General features: G+C 70.1%; 17 protein-coding genes. 6 read left to right on the forward strand and 11 right to left on the reverse strand.

What is annotated here, in order from left to right; translation table 11 throughout:
* Window positions 1-33: 33 nt before the first annotated feature.
* Window positions 34-546, forward strand: a complete 513-nt coding sequence (locus tag CGZ93_RS07155; protein ID WP_094363457.1) for a hypothetical protein — start codon at window positions 34-36, stop codon at window positions 544-546.
* A 38-nt stretch (window positions 547-584) separates the two neighbouring features.
* Here CGZ93_RS07155 and CGZ93_RS07160 read toward each other — a convergent pair whose 3' ends face one another.
* From CGZ93_RS07160 to mshD, 9 genes are all read right to left on the reverse strand, one after another.
* Entirely contained in the window at window positions 585-1,679 is a 1,095-nt protein-coding gene (locus tag CGZ93_RS07160; RefSeq protein ID WP_094363458.1) for a substrate-binding domain-containing protein, read from the reverse strand.
* A 109-nt stretch (window positions 1,680-1,788) separates the two neighbouring features.
* On the reverse strand, window positions 1,789-2,892 hold the full coding sequence (locus CGZ93_RS07165) for a substrate-binding domain-containing protein (RefSeq protein WP_094363459.1): 1,104 nt from the start codon (window positions 2,890-2,892) through the stop codon (window positions 1,789-1,791).
* A 140-nt stretch (window positions 2,893-3,032) separates the two neighbouring features.
* On the reverse strand, window positions 3,033-3,812 hold the full coding sequence (gene pstB, locus CGZ93_RS07170; RefSeq protein WP_094363460.1) for a phosphate ABC transporter ATP-binding protein PstB: 780 nt from the start codon (window positions 3,810-3,812) through the stop codon (window positions 3,033-3,035).
* Window positions 3,813-3,831: 19 nt separating this feature from the next.
* Window positions 3,832-4,935: a phosphate ABC transporter permease PstA gene (gene pstA, locus CGZ93_RS07175; protein ID WP_094363461.1), complete on the reverse strand. Its 1,104-nt coding sequence runs from the start codon at window positions 4,933-4,935 to the stop codon at window positions 3,832-3,834.
* Window positions 4,935-5,933: a phosphate ABC transporter permease subunit PstC gene (gene pstC / locus CGZ93_RS07180; RefSeq protein WP_094363462.1), complete on the reverse strand. Its 999-nt coding sequence runs from the start codon at window positions 5,931-5,933 to the stop codon at window positions 4,935-4,937. The genes pstA and pstC overlap by 1 nt, the downstream gene beginning before the upstream one ends.
* A 118-nt stretch (window positions 5,934-6,051) precedes the next feature.
* Window positions 6,052-7,155 (reverse strand): phosphate ABC transporter substrate-binding protein PstS, encoded by a 1,104-nt coding sequence (gene pstS, locus CGZ93_RS07185; protein ID WP_094363463.1) that lies wholly within the window; start codon window positions 7,153-7,155, stop codon window positions 6,052-6,054.
* A 172-nt stretch (window positions 7,156-7,327) separates the two neighbouring features.
* Window positions 7,328-8,230, reverse strand: coding sequence for an NUDIX hydrolase (locus tag CGZ93_RS07190; RefSeq protein WP_176451666.1), 903 nt, complete (start codon window positions 8,228-8,230; stop codon window positions 7,328-7,330).
* Window positions 8,231-8,235: 5 nt separating this feature from the next.
* Window positions 8,236-10,344, reverse strand: a complete 2,109-nt coding sequence (locus tag CGZ93_RS07195) for an RNA degradosome polyphosphate kinase (protein WP_094363496.1) — start codon at window positions 10,342-10,344, stop codon at window positions 8,236-8,238.
* Window positions 10,345-10,355: 11 nt separating this feature from the next.
* Window positions 10,356-11,315 carry a mycothiol synthase gene (gene mshD, locus CGZ93_RS07200; RefSeq protein WP_094363465.1) on the reverse strand — a complete coding sequence of 320 codons (960 nt, stop codon included), beginning with the start codon at window positions 11,313-11,315 and terminating at the stop codon, window positions 10,356-10,358.
* Between the two features lie 50 nt (window positions 11,316-11,365).
* Here mshD and CGZ93_RS07205 point away from each other — a divergent pair, with 50 nt between their 5' ends.
* A complete protein-coding gene (locus tag CGZ93_RS07205; protein WP_094363466.1) occupies window positions 11,366-11,965 on the forward strand; it encodes a hypothetical protein in 600 nt (199 codons plus the stop codon).
* Window positions 11,966-12,128: 163 nt separating this feature from the next.
* Here CGZ93_RS07205 and CGZ93_RS07210 read toward each other — a convergent pair whose 3' ends face one another.
* Complete coding sequence (locus CGZ93_RS07210) at window positions 12,129-12,785, reverse strand: winged helix-turn-helix transcriptional regulator (RefSeq protein WP_094363467.1); 657 nt, start codon at window positions 12,783-12,785, stop codon at window positions 12,129-12,131.
* A 21-nt stretch (window positions 12,786-12,806) separates the two neighbouring features.
* On the opposite strand from CGZ93_RS07210, the gene CGZ93_RS07215 reads away from it, so the two are divergent.
* Window positions 12,807-13,058, forward strand: coding sequence for a ubiquitin family protein (locus tag CGZ93_RS07215; protein ID WP_094363468.1), 252 nt, complete (start codon window positions 12,807-12,809; stop codon window positions 13,056-13,058).
* Between the two features lie 43 nt (window positions 13,059-13,101).
* Here CGZ93_RS07215 and dtd read toward each other — a convergent pair whose 3' ends face one another.
* On the reverse strand, window positions 13,102-13,530 hold the full coding sequence (gene dtd, locus CGZ93_RS07220; protein ID WP_094363469.1) for a D-aminoacyl-tRNA deacylase: 429 nt from the start codon (window positions 13,528-13,530) through the stop codon (window positions 13,102-13,104).
* A 62-nt stretch (window positions 13,531-13,592) separates the two neighbouring features.
* On the opposite strand from dtd, the gene CGZ93_RS07225 reads away from it, so the two are divergent.
* Genes CGZ93_RS07225 through CGZ93_RS07235 form a run of 3 tightly spaced genes read left to right on the forward strand, consistent with a single transcriptional unit; the run spans window position 13,593 to window position 16,053 of the window.
* A complete protein-coding gene (locus CGZ93_RS07225) occupies window positions 13,593-14,123 on the forward strand; it encodes an FABP family protein (RefSeq protein ID WP_094363470.1) in 531 nt (176 codons plus the stop codon).
* A 26-nt stretch (window positions 14,124-14,149) separates the two neighbouring features.
* On the forward strand, window positions 14,150-15,100 hold the full coding sequence (ygfZ, locus tag CGZ93_RS07230) for a CAF17-like 4Fe-4S cluster assembly/insertion protein YgfZ (protein ID WP_229117274.1): 951 nt from the start codon (window positions 14,150-14,152) through the stop codon (window positions 15,098-15,100).
* The gene (locus tag CGZ93_RS07235; RefSeq protein WP_094363471.1) at window positions 15,097-16,053 is read left to right on the forward strand and encodes an asparaginase; all 957 of its coding nucleotides are present in this window, start codon (window positions 15,097-15,099) and stop codon (window positions 16,051-16,053) included. The genes ygfZ and CGZ93_RS07235 overlap by 4 nt, the downstream gene beginning before the upstream one ends.
* The last annotated feature ends 1 nt before the right edge of the window (window position 16,054 follow it).

Consider the following 16,054-nt stretch of genomic DNA (forward strand, 5'->3'; position numbering starts at 1 on the left):
AACCCCTGAGCGCCCACTATCGTCAGCAGCACCATGTCTGGGACGAAGCGAACCCTTGGTCTGATCGCCGCCGCGGCGCTGCTGTCCGGTGGCCTCGTCGGCTGCGGCGGTGACAGCGTCGGCGATCGGCAATACTGCGTGGACACCACCCGCGAGGTCCGGGTCGAGGACAATTACTGCGAGAGCTCCGGTGAGCCGCGCTACATCTGGGTCTGGGCCGAGCGCAGCCACTACGTGCCGGGCTACTACGACCGCCCGGGCTATCGCTACTATCGCTATCCGGTCAACGACCGCGGCGAGCGGACCCAGGCCACCCGGCGCCCCGCGCGGCCGCCGCAGACCAAGGCCGCCTCCTCCGGTTCGGGTAGTTCTGGCTCCGGCAGCGACACCACCACCAAGGGCACCCGCGGATCCTCCGGCTCGAAGGGTTCCTCGGCCGGCACCAAGGGCGGTTCCTCGTCCTCGGGCAGCAAGGGTTCATCCTCGTCCTCGGGCAGCAAGGGTTCATCCTCGTCCTCGGGCAGTCGCAGCTCCTCGCGCCGCTGAGCACCCTGAGCCTGTCGACCCCTGAGCCTGTCGAAGGGTCAGCGCAGCTGCTTGGCCCGCTCGCCGATCCGCTGTGCCCACGCCTCCGGCACCGGGGTATAACCCAGCTCACCGAGCGACTGCTGGGTGGCCGGCATCACCCAATAGGTGACCAGGTCCCGCAGCAGCGGCCCCTGCTTGGCCACGTTGTTGGTGCACACCACCTGATAGTTGATCAGGTTCAACGGGTACGCCCCAGCGGGCGCCCCGGCGTACTTCGGGGTGACCCGCAGATCGGTCCCCTCGGCCAGGCTTGCCGCGGCGAGCCCCTTGGTGGCCGACTCCGGACCGGGGGCGACCGGTCCGGCGCCGAAGTCGATGCTCGCCGCGGGCAGCGAGTTGGTGCGCGCATAGGACTGCGGCAGCACGGTCAGCGCCCCCGGGGTGGCGCCGAGCTGGGAGACCGCGGCGGCCAGGTTCTGAGCCGGTACGCCCTTGCCGGGCCAGGGTGCCGAGGCCGCTGCCGGCCAGTCCGCGGGGGCGGTGGTGTGCAACCAGTCCGACACGGTGGCGAGCAGGCCGGGGGAGTCCTCGGGGTGGATCGCGGTCACGGGGACCCCCGGCAGCGGTACGCCCGGGTTGAGCTGCTTCAGCGCCGGATCGTCCCAGCGGGTGATCGACCCGTTCAGCATCCGCGCCAGCACCGTCGGGGTGAGCTGCAGCCGGTCCACCCCCGGCAGGTTCCAGCTGACCACCAGCGGGGCGGCGCTCGTCGGCAGGTGCCGTGGCGGCTCCCCGGAACAGCGCTCGCTGAACCCGGTCAGCTGGTCGGCGGGCAGCGGCTGGGCAACGGCGACCCAGGTGGCCAGCGCATTGCGGAACATCAGCATCGACTCGTCGGTGCTCTTCACCTGGATCGAGGCCGAGCCCTTGTTGCGACACGTCTTCGCATAGCCGTCCAGCACCTCGGCTATCGGCTCCCGCTGCACGGCGGGCACGACCCCGATGATCATCGCGCTGGGGCAGGACAGCCCGGCCGGGGTGGAGGCGGAGGCGCTGGCGCGGGGGGCGGCGTCGGTCCTGGTGGCGGTGTTGCAACCGGTCAGCGCGAGCGCGGTCACCACCCCGCCGACGACCCACCGTCCGATCCGCATGCTGGCCTCCTCCCCTTGCTCCTTGGATCTGCTCGGATCCTCCGCGCCCATCAGCCTGGACCAGCATAGGGGCCCGGCCGCACCCGAACTTCCACGAAACGCTCCGGGCTCACCGGATCGCCGCCACCGCCTCCTGGGTACGCCGCCGCAGCCCGTCGGGCAGCGGCACCCGACCGATCGCCGGCAGCCCGGTCTGGGTCTCCGGGTTGACCATGTAACCGAGGAAGTCACGCTCCAGGCTGGTCACCTCCACCGGCAGCCCCTGGGAGCAGACCAGCTGATAGGTGACGGACTGGACCGGGTACGCCCCGGGCGCCGACAGCGACGCCGGGTCGATCCGCAGGTCGTTGCTGCCCGGGTCGACGAAGCGGGCGGCCGTCAGCGCACGGCCGCTGGCCTCCTGGGTGGGCCGCAGCGGGCCGGCGCCCTCGTCGATCGCCAGCTCGCTGACCTTGGCGTCCCCGCGCTGGGCGGCTCCGACGAAGCCGATCGTCCCGGACTTCGCCTGCACCGAGCTGACCACGTCCTGGGGCCGGTCCTTGCCCTGCCCCTGACCGCGCCAGTTGGGGGTGGTGTTGCGGGGGCTCCACTTGAGCGGGGCGGTGCGCGCCAGATAGCGGCCGAGCGCCTCCGACGCCCCCGAGGGACGGTTCGGATACCACACCTGGATCGGCTGGGCGGGGAGCTTGGCGCCCGGGTTCTCCTTGACGATCAGCGGGTCGTTCCACCGGGTCACCTGCCCGCTGAACACCATCGCCAGCGTGTTCGGGCTCAGCTTCAGCTCCTCCACCCCGTCCAGCCGGAAGATGATGGTGACCGGGCTGGCCGTGGTCGGCAGATGCCAGGCCGGGTTCTGCTGGCAGCGGCGCTGGGCGGCGGCGGTCTCCTCGGCGGTCAGCCAGGTCTCGGTGGTCGCCACCTGGACCAACCCGTTCACGAAGCTCTCGTGGCCCGAATCCTCGGCCGTGCTCCACACCACGGTGGCCCGGTTGCGGCACGCCTCGGCATAGGAGGAGATGTAGGAGCTGACCATCGGCTCCGAGGCGGTCGCCCCCTCGACCAGCAGCTGGCCGGACGGACAGGCGTACACGTTGCTGGGCGACGGCAGCACCACCGGCGGCTGGGGGGCCGAGTCACACGCCGCCAGCGCCCCGAGCAGCAGCATGGCGAGGGCGGCCGCGCCGAGGCGGCGCGGCGGGCGGTGACGGGACATCGGGTCCGGGCATTCCGTGATCAGTTGGAAGTTCCTTGATCGAATCGGGGTGGTGCTGGCGATTCTAGGTGGCCGCCGAACAAGCGGCGCGGGCCGACACCCCCGAGGTGCCGGCCCGCGCCGTGGTTCGTTGGTGTGGATCAGCCGAAGCGGCCCGAGATGTAGTTCTCGGTCTCTTCCTTGGCCGGGTTGGAGAAGATCTTCGCCGTGTCGTCGAACTCGATCAGCTTGCCCGGCTTGCCGGTCGCCTCGAGGTTGAAGAAGGCGGTCCGGTCGGAGACCCGGGCGGCCTGCTGCATGTTGTGCGTCACGATGACGACGGTGTAGTTCTCCTTGAGCTCCTGGATCAGGTCCTCGATCGCCAGGGTGGAGATCGGGTCGAGCGCCGAGCACGGCTCGTCCATCAGGATCACCTCGGGGTTCACCGCGGTCGCCCGGGCGATGCACAGCCGCTGCTGCTGACCACCGGACAGGCCGGAACCGGGCTTGTCGAGCCGGTCCTTGACCTCGTCCCACAGGTTGGCGCCGCGCAGGCTCTTCTCGACCAGCTCGTTGGCCGCCGAGGCGCTGATCCGCTTGTTGTTCAGGCGTACGCCGGCCAGCACGTTGTCCTTGATCGACATCGTCGGGAACGGGTTGGGCCGCTGGAACACCATGCCGACCAGTCGGCGTACCGCCACCGCGTCGACACCCTTGCCATAGAGGTCGACGCCGTCGAGCTTGACCGAACCGTCGCAGTAGGCGCCGGGGATGACCTCGTGCATCCGGTTCAGGGTGCGCAGCACGGTGGACTTGCCGCAGCCCGAGGACCCGATGAAGGCGGTCACCGAGCGGGGCTCGATGGTCATGTTGACGTCCTGCACGGCGTGGAACTTGCCGTAGTAGATGTTCAGGTTCTCGACCTGGATTCGCTTGGACATGTCTTCCTTCTCTTCTGGGTCAGCGGCCCGGCTTGGGGGCGAACTTGGCGGCGATCAGGCGACCCAGCAGGTTGAGGGCCATCACGATCAGGATCAGCGTCAGCGCGCCGGCCCAGGCCCGCGCGATGTCGGGCTCGGGCGGCAGGCCGGGGGTCACATAGGAGTAGTAGACGAACACCGGCAGCGTGGTCATCGCGTTGTCCACCGGGTTGGTGTTCAGCGAGCTGGTCAGGCCGGCGGCGACGAGCAGCGGGGCGGTCTCGCCGATGACGCGGGCGATGGCCAGCACGACGCCGGTGATGATGCCGGCGATCGAGGTCGGCAGCACCACCTTGAGGATGGTGCGCCACTTCGGTACGCCGAGGGCGTACGAGGCCTCGCGGAGCTCGTTGGGCACCAGCCGCAGCATCTCCTCGGTGGAGCGGACCACGACCGGGATCATCAGCACCGACAGCGCCACCGCACCGGCCATGCCGATCCGGGTGCCGGGGCCGAACACCAGCGAGAAGATCGTGTACGCGAACAGGCCGGCCACGATCGAGGGGATGCCGGTCATCACGTCAACGAAGAACGTGGTGGCGCGCGCGATCCGGCTCTTCTGGCCGTATTCGACCAGATAGATCGAGGTCAGGATGCCGATCGGCACTGAGATCAGGGTGGCCAGACCGGTGATGATCAGCGTGCCGTAGATGGCGTGGATCGCGCCGCCGCCCTCACCGATCACGTTGCGCATCGAATAGGTGAAGAACTGGGCGTCCATCCGCTGCACGCCCTTGGAGATGGTGCCGATGATCACCGACACCAGCGGCAGCAGCGCGATCACGAACGCGATGGTGACCAGATAGCGGGCGAACCGGTCCCGGGCCCGGCGGCCGCCCTCGACCACGGTCGACAGCACCAGCATGCCGACCAGGAACACGACGGTGCCCAGGATCAGGGTGGAGGCGATGGAGAACGCGCCGAGGAGGGCGAGCACCGCGGCGACGACCACGATCGCGACCACCAGCACCGCGATGGCGATGAAGTTCGGCAGCCGCCCGGAGGTCAGCGTACGCCGGGTCTCGGCCTTCGAGCGGTCGTTGTCGGCGAGCTGCTGGTTGGTGGGTTCAACGGTGGAGGACATCAGTTGGCTCCCGAGAATTCCGAGCGGCGGGCGATGATCCAGCGGGCGCCCATGTTCACCGCCAGGGTGATCACGAACAGCACCAGACCCGAGGCGATCAGCTGGTTCACGCCGAGGCCGTTCGCCTCGGGGAACGCCAGCGCGATGTTCGCCGCGATGGTGTTGGGGTTCTGCGAGGTGAGCAGTTGGACGCTGATCAGGTGGGCCGGCGACAGCACCATGGCGACCGCCATCGTCTCACCGAGCGCGCGGCCGAGGCCGAGCATGGCCGCGGAGATGATGCCCGGGGTGCCGAACGGCAGCACCGCCTGGCGGATCATCTCCCACCGGGTGGCGCCGAGCGCCAGCGACGCCTCCTCGTGCAGGCGCGGGGTCTGCAGGAACACCTCCCGGCACAGCGCGGTGATGATCGGCAGCACCATCACCGCGAGCACCACGGCGGCGGTGAGCACGGTACGCCCGGTGCCGGACACCTGACCGGAGAACAGCGGGATCCAGCCCAGGTAGGTGTTCAGCCAGGTGAACAGCGGCAGCATCTGCGGGGCGAGCACGTTGATGCCCCACAGGCCGAACACGACCGACGGCACGGCGGCCAGCAGGTCGATCACATAACCCAGGCCGGCGGCCAGCCGGCGCGGGGCGTAGTGCGAGATGAACAGCGCGATGCCGATCGACACCGGCAGCGCCATCAGCAGCGCCAGGAAGGCGGCCCAGACGGTGCCGAAGGCATACGGCAGCACGAAGGACCAGAACTCGCCGAACGGCAGCTGACGGACATCGGCGGTCAGCGCGGGGATCGACAGGCCGACCAGGAAGGCGGCCACGGCCGCCAGGATGACCAGGATCAGGATCCCGGAGCCGGTCGAGAGGCCCTTGAAGAAGGACTCGCCAGCACCGCTGGCGCGTTGCTTGGCAACGGCGGCGACGCGTTTGCCGTCGCCCTGCTTATCGGGCGGAACGGCCGTCTGCTGCGGCCCCGCTGTGGTGCGACTGGACATCCTTCTCCTTGGAACAGGCGGTCGCCGGGTGGATCTTATCGGTGGTCAGTGATGACCCGGTAATCGCCACACGCCCATCCCTTGTCAGGGGCGGGCGTGTGGCGGTGTGGGCCAGAGGTCACTTGATGGCTTCGGCGGCCGTCTTGACCTGGGCGGCCAGCTTGCTCGGCAGCGGGGCGGCACCGGCCGACTTGGCGGCCGACTGCTGACCCTCGGAGGAGCCCATGTGGCTCACGTAGGCCTTGACCAGCTTGGCGGTCTTGTCGTCCTTGTAGTCGGCGCAGACCAGGGCGTAGGACACCATGTAGACCGGGTAGCCGGCGGCCTTGCGGTCCACCTTGATGGCCAGGTCGTTGGCGTCGCGGCCGGTCTCGATCGGCGAGGCCTCGAGGGCCTTGCCGGCGGCCTCTACGCTCGGCGCGGAGAAGTTGCTGCCCTCGCCGATCTTGGCGTTGGTCAGCTCGCGGGCCTGCGACTCGTCGATGTAGCCGATGGTGTTCTTGCCGTTCTTCACCGCGGCGACGACACCGGCGGTGCCCTTGGCGGCCTCACCCTTGAGGGCGGCCGGCCAGTCGCCGGAAGCCTTCTCGGTCCACACGTCGGCGGCGGCCTTGTTCAGCCAGTCGGTGAAGTTCTCGGTGGTGCCCGAGTTGTCCGAGCGGTGCACGGCGGTGATGTCGGCGTCCGGCAGCTGCGCGTTGGCGTTGAGCGCCTTGATCTTCGGGTCGTTCCACTTCTTGATGTCGCCCTTGAAGATGGCGGCGGTGGTCTTCGCGTCCAGGTTGAGCTCCTTGACGCCCTCGACGTTGAACGAGACGGCGATCGGGGAGACGTAGACCGGGATGTTCAGCGCCTTGGAGGCCGACTCGCACTTGGCGAACTTGCCGGCCTCGTTCTCCTCGGGCTTGTAGGCCCGGTCGGAGCCGGCGAAGTCGACGGCACCGTTCTTGAAGCCGTCACGCCCGGCGCCGGAGCCGTCCGGGGAGTAGTTGATGGTCACGCCACCGTTCTTGGTCTGGAACTCCTTGATCCAGGTGTCCTGGGCGACCTTCTGCGCCGAGGAGCCCTGGCCCTTGAGCTGGCCGGACAGCTGATCGCCGCCGGTGTTGCCACCGGGCTGGGTCTGGGGCTCGTTGGCGGCGCAGGCGGACAGCGCCAGGGTGCCGATCGCGGCCACGGCGGCCAGCTTGGCGAAACGTCGGTTCAGCGACACGGAAATCATCCTTCAGGTCAAGGGTTTGCCCCGGATTCGCTCCGACCCAGTCGGCCGGAGTGCGTTGACGCCACGAACATAGGGAGGGGTGGTGACGCGTTACGGCCGGAAAGGTGAACGGAAGGTGAACGAACGTCCCGGTTGGTTGAATTGTTATCTAGCGGGCTGCGCGCGAACCCGCTCACTTACGGTGCGGTGTCGTGATCCATTGCGCGGCGTACACCTGATTGTCGGCGGTCAGGCTGACCACCACGCACTCGGCGGTGTTGAAGGAGCGGTCTGGCAGGTCGAGGGCGACCAGCATCGCCGGTAGCACCGGGCGGTGCCCGCAGATCACCAGCGGGCGGCGGGTGCGGACCACCTCGTGGCGCAGGTCGAACAGCAGGTCGCCGACCCCGGCCGGGTCGCCGACCCCGCGTTCCTCGCTGAGGATCGTCTGCCGGTCGATGGTCAGCTGGTGCTTGGTGACGAACGGCAGCACGGTCGACACGCACCGGTTCGACGATGAGCTGACCACCCGGCGTACGCCGAACGCGTCCAGGATCGGGACCAGTTCCCGGCTCTGGGTACGCCCGCGGCGGGTCAGCGGGCGCGCCGAGTCGTGGCCGGACCACTTGTTGCGCTCCATCGCCTTGGCGTGCCGGACCACGATCAGGGTGGTGGTCTCCGGCTGCTCGACCGCCTGGCGTACCCGCTCGGCCTCCGCCTCGTAGGACAGCAGCTGCAGCGCCTCGGGCACGGTGACCCACAGCACGGTGTCCACCTCGTCGTCGGGCTCGTGCGGCTGCTCCGACAACACCTCGGCCCGCCACCACAGCACCCGCTTGGTGTGCTTGCCGATCCGGTAGGAGTGCGCATCCAGCGGGGCGATCAGCCGCACCCGGACGCCGGTCTCCTCCAGCACCTCGCGGACCGCGCTGACCGCCGGTACCTCACCCGGCTCGACCTTGCCCTTCGGCAGCGACCAGTCGTCATAGGCGGGCCGGTGCACCACCAGCACGAGTTGGCGTACGCCAGCGTCGGCGGTCTGTTGCGGTCGCAGCACCACCGCGCCGGCCGCCGAGATGTCTGGCTTGCGTCCCACTCTGATCATCCCTTTGCGGAGTTGGCGCGGCGGTGCCGGGCCACCTCGATCAGCCGCGCCTGCAGGTCGAGCAGCGGTGCGCCGTGCTCGTCGTAGGTCTGCTCGCGCCACCCCTCGGGGGTCAGCAGCCAGGCGGCGGTGCGGGGGTCGAACGCCAGGTCGAACAGGTCCTGGATCTGGGACACGTGCGCCCGGTTGGTGAGCGCGACGAGCACCTCCACCCGCCGATCCAGGTTGCGGTGCATCAGGTCCGCCGACCCGAGCCCCACGGTCGGCTGCCCACCGCCGGCGAACCAGAACAGTCGCGAGTGCTCGAGGAAGCGCCCGAGGATGCTGCGGACCCGGATGTTCTCGCTCAACCCGGGGATGCCGGGTCGCAGGCCGCAGATCCCGCGTACCCACAGGTCCACCGGTACGCCCGCCTGCGAGGCGGCGTACAGGGCGTCGGTGATCCGCTCATCGACGATCGAGTTGACCTTGAACCGGATCCCGGCCGGGCGCCCGGCCAGATGGTGCGCGACCTCGGTCTCGATCCGCTCGATCAGCCCGTTGCGGATCGAGTCCGGCGCCACCAGCAGCCGGCGATACTGCGTCTCCCGGGTCATCCCCGACAGGTGGTTGAACACCCGGGCCACGTCCTCGGTGACGATCGGGTTGGAGGTGAGCAGCCCCATGTCCTCATAACTGCGCGCGGTCTTGGGGTTGTAGTTGCCGGTGCCGATGTGCACATAGCGGCGCAACCCCTCGGGTTCCTCGCGGACCACCAGCGCCAGCTTGCAGTGCGTCTTGAGTCCGACCATGCCATAGATGACGTGTACGCCGGCCTGCTCCAGCTTGCGCGCCCAGCCGATGTTGGCCTGCTCGTCGAAGCGGGCCTTGATCTCGACCACGGCCAGCACCTGTTTGCCGGCCTGGGCGGCGTCGATCAGCGCGTCCACGATGGGCGAGTCGCCGGAGGTGCGATAGAGGGTCTGCTTGATCGCCAGCACGTGCGGGTCGGCGGCGGCCTGTTCGACGAGCCGCTGCACGCTGGTGGCGAACGAGTCATAGGGGTGCTGCAGCAGCACGTCGCGGCGGCGCAGCGCGCCGAACAGGTCGGCCGGCTGCGCGGTCTCCACCTCCGACAGGTGCGGGTGGGTGATCGGCAGGAAGGCCGGATATTTCAGCGCCTCGCGGTCCAGGTCGGCCAGCGAGAACAGGCCGGTCAGGTCGAGCGGGCCCTCGACCTTGAACACCTCGCGCTCGCTGATGTCCAGCTCCGACACCAGGATCTCCAGCAGCCGGTCGTCGATGTCGGCGGTCACCTCCAGGCGTACCGGAGGGCGGCCCACCTTGCGCCGCAGCAGCTCCTGCTCGAGGGCGAACAGCAGGTTCTCGGCGTCGTCCTCCTCGACCTCCAGGTCCTCGTTGCGGGTGACCCGGAACACGTGGTGCTGCAGCACCTGCATGCCGGAGAACAGCTGGTCCAGGTGGCGGGCGATCACGTCCTCCAGCGGCACGAACCGGCCCTCGCCGAGGGTGACGAAGCGGGGCAGCACGTTCGGGACCTTCACCCGGGCAAACTGGCGTACGCCGGTCTGCGGGTTCTTCAGCAGCACCGCCAGGTTGATCGACAGCCCGGAGATGTAGGGGAACGGGTGCGACGGGTCGACCGCGAGCGGGGTGAGCACCGGAAAGATGCGCTCGGCGAACAGGGTCCGCATCCGGTCCTTCTCGGTGGCGCTCAGCTCGCTCCAGGTGAGGATCTGGATGCCCTCGGTGGCCAGCCGCGGGCGGACGTCGGTGGCGAAGATGCGGGTCTGTTCGGCGACGAGTTCGCGGGTACGCCGCAGGATCGCGGTGTGCAGGTCGCTGGGCAGGAACCCGGACACGCTCGGGACCGCGACGCCGGCCGCCATCCGCCGTTTCAGTCCGGCCACCCGGACCATGAAGAACTCGTCCAGGTTGGACGCGAAGATGGCCAGATATTTGGCGCGCTCCAGCAGCGGGATCCGGCCCTCGTCGCGGGCCATCGCCAGCACCCGTTCGTTGAACGCCAGCCAGCTCAGCTCGCGGTCGGCGAAGCGGTCCTTGGGCAGCCACGGTTCGTGGGGCGGCTCGCCGCCCCGGTGCATCGGGTCCTGGGTCACGACGCGGTCCCCTCCGGCACGGCGTGCTCCGGGAGGGGGGAGGCGTACACCACGTCGCGGTTGGCGATCACGAACCGGGTGGAGAGGTACAGCTGCACCACGTATTCCTGGTCTCCCTCGACATAGAGGATGATCCGGCGTACGCCGGTGGCCGCCAGGTGCCGCAGGCCGAGGTGGAGCAGCTGCCGGCCGAGGCCGCCGGCGTGGGCGGGGTCGACCGCGATCACGTACACCTCGCCGAGTGAGGGGTCGTGCACCTTGGTCCAGTGGAACCCGATCAGCTGCTCGGTGCCGTCGGGGCCGGGGCGGGTGGCGACGAGCAGACCCTCGGGGTCGAACCACGGTTCGTTCATCCGGTCCTGCAGGTCCTGGCGGGTCATCCCACCCTGCTCGGGGTGGTGGGCGAACGCGTTGGCGTTGACCCGGAGCAGTTGGTCGGTGTCCTCGGGTCGGAATCCGCGTACCTGCACGCCGTCGGGGACCTGCGGCTCCGGCAGCTCCTCGGTGTCGCGCTCCATCACCAGCAGTTCGCGCACCTTGCGCAGGCCGAGGGTGGCGGCCAGGTCGCGGGCGGCCGGCAGGTCGCCGAACGCCCAAGTGCGCAGGGATTGCCGCTGCCAGCGGCCGTGCGGGTCGCGGGGGTCGAAGCCGAGCTCGCCGATCATCGCGGTGGCCACACCACGGGTGCGGTGGTTCGGGTCGACCACGAGTTGGGCGATCGGATCGTCGGTGGTCGAGTCGAGGAACGCATAGCCGACGAGCTGGTCGTCGATGCTCGCCAGCAGGTGCGCGATGCCGTCGCTGGCCTGACCGCGGGCCACCTCCAGCCGGGCGTGCTCGTTGAGCGGGACGACCCCGTCGGTGGCGCTGGCACGGTTCACGATCTCGCCCACCCGTTGCCGCTGCTCCGGGGAGAGGGCGGCGACGGCGGTGGTCCGGATCGGTGCGCTTGCCATGGGCCACACGGTAGTCTCTCGGTGACCAGTTCGGCGACGGGGAGGCGGCGATGGGCGAGCCCGCTGACTACACCAGCGAGGAGCTCGGTGGCTATGGCGTCACCGCTCAGCCGCTGGTGGTACGCCGGATGCGGCCGCACCTGCGCGGGGCCCGGATCGGACTGGGCTCGGCGGTGCTGGCGACGCTGGCCGCCGTGCTCACCTCGGTGCTGCTGCCGCGCTGGGACGACGGGTCGATCGGCTGGTCGATCGCCGGGATCGTCAGCGCGGTGCTGATGCTCGGGATCTGCGGACTCCAGGCGTGGGCCTGGGGAGAGGCGATGGCCGAGTGGCGGGGCGTGAAGGACGTGAACCTGAGCGGGGTGCTCGCGCCGTCGTGGTGGGCTCACCTGGTGTCCTATCCGGTGGCGCTGGCCGGGGCGGTGTCGGCGGTGTGGCAGGCGCGGGAGGCGGGCTGGGCCGACCTGTCCTGCTGGACCGCGCTGGCGATGCTGCCGCTGCTGCTGGTCGCGCACGTGCTGGCCGCGGTGGAATATCTGCGGTTGGACGGTCCGCCCGGCACCCTGCCGAACCACTTCCGGCGCCTGGTGCGTTCGCAGAACCCGGATGCGGTCGACCGCAAGGACCCGGCCGCCGCGATCCTGGAGTGAGGCTGCGCGGTGTCGCGGGTGGTCCCGTGCACCTGTGAGTTGGGTGGCGTCTGGCGGGGCCCCTCCTAATCGACCACCCGTCGTCGGGACCCGACCAGCGGCCGACGGTCTGCCGACCGGGGGCTGCGACCAGTGGTCGATCCGGAGGGCGCGCGCCGACTGCCTAGCGGGGGTCGAACCGGTAGCCGACGTTGCGCACGGTGCCGATCAGCGACTCCTTGTCGCCGAGCTTGGCGCGGAGCCGGCGGACGTGCACGTCGACGGTGCGGGTGCCGCCGAAGTAGTCGTAACCCCACACCTCGCTGAGCAGCTGCTCGCGGCTGAACACCCGCCCGGGGTTGCCGGCGAGATATTTGAGCAGCTCGAACTCGGTGTAGGTGAGGTCGAGTGACCTGCCGTCGAGGCGGGCGGTGTAGGCCCCCTCGTCGATCTCCACGCCGCCGGCGCGGATCAGGTCCTCGGTGTTCTCGACCCGGCTGGCCAGGCGCAGTCGCGCCTCCACCTCGGCCGGGCCGGCGCCGGCGAGCACGAAGTCGTCGGGGGCCCATTCGGCCGACAGCGCGGCCAGACCACCCTCGGTGAGCACCAGGATGACGGGCAGCCCGTTGCCGGTGGCGGCCAGGGTGCGACACAGGTTGCGGGCGCCGACCAGGTCGACCCGCCCGTCGACGAGGATCAGGTCCGGGTCGGCGTCCAGCAGACTCGCCGCCTCGGCCGCGGCCACCCGCACGGTGTGCGAGAGCAGCCCGAGCGCGGGCAGAATGTCCGCCGCCGTCTGGCGCTCGCGGCTGAGCAGCAGCAGCGTGGCCGTGGCAGTCACCTCCCGTGCGAGAATGCGGACATGGTTGCTGTGCAGATCCGCTACTGGGCCGGCGCCGCAGCGGCGGCCGGAGTCGAGGAAGAGACTATCGCCGCCGAAACGCTCGCCGATGCACTGACCACCGCCCGGGAGACCCGCGGTGCCGCGCTGGGCAAGGTGCTGTCGGTGAGCAGCCTGCTCGTCGACGGGCAGCGGCAGCGCCCGGACCAGCTCGACCGACCGCTCACCGCCCCGACGCGGCTCGAGGTGCTGCCGCCCTTTGCCGGCGGCTGACCCGGTCCCTGAGCCTGTCGAGCGGACCTGCCGGCCCACGGGCTCAGTCGGCGTCCAGGATCAGCGTGACCGGGCCGTCGTTGACCAGCGCGACCTCCATGTCGGCGCCGAACACGCCGGTCTCGACCTCGGCGCCGAGCTGACGCAGCGCCTCGACGTACGCCCGGACGAGCGGTTCGCTGACCGGCCCCGGAGCGGCGGCGTTCCAGGACGGGCGCCGGCCCTTTCGGGTGTCGGCGTACAACGTGAACTGCGAGACGACCAGCAGCGGCGCCCCCTCGTCGGCGGCGGAGCGTTCGTCGTCAAGGATGCGCAGCCGCCACACCTTCTCGGCCAGCTTTGTCGCGGTCTGTTCGGTGTCGGTGTGGGTCACCCCGACCAGTACCAGCAGACCGGGCCGCGGCAGCCGTCCGACCACCGCGCCGTCCACGCGTACCTCCGCCGACGCCGCCCGCTGCACCACCACTCGCATGCAGCGGAACCTAGCAGTGCGGGCCGGTGACTCCTGTGGGGCGGGGAACTAGGCTGGCCCGCATGACCGACAACGCCAACCTCGACTTCACGTTTCCCGAGGGGCTGCACCCGCGGCTCAAGGGGCTGGCCTGGCTGATCGGGCACTGGGAGGGCTTCGGCCAGACCCAGTGGCCCGGCTCCGACAACGCCCGCGTCCTGGAACAGGTCGACTTCCACCACAACGGTGAGCCCTATCTGCACTATCTCCTTCAGGCGTACGCCGATGAGGACGGTCAACTCGGCCGCCCCCTCTACATGGAGACCGGATTCTGGGTGCCGGGGGAGAAGAACGAGGTGATGGCGGTGATCACCAACCCCGAGGGCGTCGCACAGAAGTGGCACGGATCGATCACCGGGCTGCAGTCCACCCCGGGCGGCGAGCTCGGCACCAAGATCGAGTTGACCACCGACGCCGTGCTCAGCCAGGGCACTCACACGGCCGGTTCGCGGCTCTATGGCAAGGTGGCCGACAAGCTGATGTTCGCCTGCGACCGGGCCGATCAGGACATCCCGCTGCGGTCCTGGCTCACCGGGGAGCTGGAGCGACGGTGACTTCGACAGGCTCAGCCAACGGTGGGGTGCCACTCACCGAGGGCCCGGACGCCGGCGCCATCTGGCACTACGGCGACCCGGTGGCCGAGCAGCGGATGCTGGAGTCCGGTGCCGGTGCGGTACGACTCGACCACCGTGACGTGCTCCAGGTATCCGGCCCGGATCGGCTGTCCTGGTTGCATTCGCTCACCACCCAGCACTTGGAGCAGCTCGCCCCCGGCGTCGGCACCACCGCCTTCGTGCTGTCCCCACAGGGTCACATCGAGCACGTCCTCTACGCCGTCGACGACGGTGAGGTGCTGTGGGCGCACACCGAGCCCGGTCGGGGTCAGGCACTCGTGGATTTCCTGTCCAGGATGGTTTTCATGCGCCAGGTCGAGGTGAGCCTGCGCACCGACCGGTTGGCCGTGGTGTGGCAGCCGGGGCAACCGCCTCAGGGGCGGATCACCCGGGCCACGGCGGATTCGTTGGGCGGTTTCGAGTCGTTCATCCCGCGCGATCACCTCGACGACTACCTGTTCGGGGTGGCCGGCGGGCAGCTGGCGGGGCTGTGGGCCTACGAGGCTCGTCGGATCGCGGCGGGGGTCCCGCGCATCTTCCTCGACACCGACCACCGCACGATCCCCAACGAGCTTGGACTTTCCGACGGCGTACACCTGGACAAGGGGTGTTATCGCGGCCAGGAGACCGTCGCCCGGGTGCACACGCTGGGGCGCCCGCCGCGGCGGCTGGTCCGGCTGCACCTGGACGGGTCGATGGACGCACTGCCGACCCCGGGCGCTGAGCTGACGCTGGGGGAGCGGGCTGTCGGACTCGTCGGCGGTTCGGCCCGGCACCACGAGCTGGGACCGATCGCACTGGGGCTGATCAAGCGCAACGTGGCAGTCGACGCGCCCCTGGTGGTGGACGGAATCGCTGCCGCACAAGAGACTCTGGTCGATCCGGAGGTCGGACTGCACGTGCGGGCCCGCCCGTGAACCCTGTCGCGCTGGAGGTGGTGCGCGGCGGTCTGGTCGAGTCCGTGCACACCGCCCGGGTCGTGGTCACCGATCCGGACGGTCGGGTCCGGCTGGCGCTCGGCGCGGTGGACGCGCCGATGTATCCACGGTCCGCGGCCAAGCCGATGCAGGCGATCGGGATGCTCGAGGCCGGGCTGGACCTCGACGGCGAGTTGCTCGCCCTGGCCGCGGCCTCGCACTCGGGCGAGGATTTCCACCTGGCGGGGGTACGCCGAATCCTGGCCGAGGCAGGGATTCCCGAGGATGGCCTGGACTGCACTGCGGACCTGCCGCTGGACGAGCAGGCGCGCGCCGAGTGGTTGCGCGCCGGTCGTGGCGCGGAACCGGTCGCGATGAACTGCTCCGGCAAGCACGCCGCGATGCTGCGCACGAGTGTCCGCAACGGGTGGCCGACCAGCGGCTATCGCGACCCCGGACATCCGGTGCAGCGGGCGGTGGCCGCGGCGATCGCCAGGCTGACCGGGGATCGGCTGCCGCCGGCGACCGTGGACGGGTGCGGTGCGCCGTTGTACGCCATCTCGCTGGCCGGTCTGGCGCGCGCGTTCGGTCGGATCGCTGCCGCGGGCAGCGGTCCGGAGCGGCTGGTCGCCGACGCCTTTCGCAACCATCCGGCGTACGCGTCGGGAAGTCGCCGCGACGAGGCCGCCCTGCACGGGGCCGTGCCGGGGATCGTCACCAAGGCTGGTGCCGAGGCGGTGCAGGCGGCCGGATTGCCTGACGGGACAGGGATTGCGCTCAAGATCGAGGACGGTACTCCGCGGGGGCGAGCGGCGCTGATGGCGTCCGTGCTGCGCTGGCTCGGCTATGCGCACCCGGTGCTGGTGGAGCAGCTGACGGTGCCGGTGCTCGGTCACGGTCGTCCGGTCGGTGAGATCCGGGTTCGCGCGGGGTTCTTCGAGTCGCAGGATTGAG

Source organism: Enemella dayhoffiae, assembly GCF_002250625.1.
GTDB classification, from domain to species: Bacteria; Actinomycetota; Actinomycetes; order Propionibacteriales; family Propionibacteriaceae; genus Enemella; species Enemella dayhoffiae.

Bases quoted from the DNA above. Each gene is read 5' to 3' on its own strand.
- CGZ93_RS07155 (WP_094363457.1), top strand. From the start codon at position 34: ATGTCTGGGACGAAGCGAACCCTTGGTCTGATCGCCGCCGCGGCGCTG.
- CGZ93_RS07160 (WP_094363458.1), bottom strand. From the start codon at position 1,679: ATGCGGATCGGACGGTGGGTCGTCGGCGGGGTGGTGACCGCGCTCGCG.
- CGZ93_RS07165 (WP_094363459.1), bottom strand. From the start codon at position 2,892: ATGTCCCGTCACCGCCCGCCGCGCCGCCTCGGCGCGGCCGCCCTCGCC.
- pstB (WP_094363460.1), bottom strand. From the start codon at position 3,812: ATGTCCAAGCGAATCCAGGTCGAGAACCTGAACATCTACTACGGCAAG.
- pstA (WP_094363461.1), bottom strand. From the start codon at position 4,935: ATGTCCTCCACCGTTGAACCCACCAACCAGCAGCTCGCCGACAACGAC.
- pstC (WP_094363462.1), bottom strand. From the start codon at position 5,933: ATGTCCAGTCGCACCACAGCGGGGCCGCAGCAGACGGCCGTTCCGCCC.
- pstS (WP_094363463.1), bottom strand. From the start codon at position 7,155: ATGATTTCCGTGTCGCTGAACCGACGTTTCGCCAAGCTGGCCGCCGTG.
- CGZ93_RS07195 (WP_094363496.1), bottom strand. From the start codon at position 10,344: ATGCACCGGGGCGGCGAGCCGCCCCACGAACCGTGGCTGCCCAAGGAC.
- mshD (WP_094363465.1), bottom strand. From the start codon at position 11,315: ATGGCAAGCGCACCGATCCGGACCACCGCCGTCGCCGCCCTCTCCCCG.
- CGZ93_RS07205 (WP_094363466.1), top strand. From the start codon at position 11,366: ATGGGCGAGCCCGCTGACTACACCAGCGAGGAGCTCGGTGGCTATGGC.
- CGZ93_RS07215 (WP_094363468.1), top strand. From the start codon at position 12,807: ATGGTTGCTGTGCAGATCCGCTACTGGGCCGGCGCCGCAGCGGCGGCC.
- dtd (WP_094363469.1), bottom strand. From the start codon at position 13,530: ATGCGAGTGGTGGTGCAGCGGGCGGCGTCGGCGGAGGTACGCGTGGAC.
- CGZ93_RS07225 (WP_094363470.1), top strand. From the start codon at position 13,593: ATGACCGACAACGCCAACCTCGACTTCACGTTTCCCGAGGGGCTGCAC.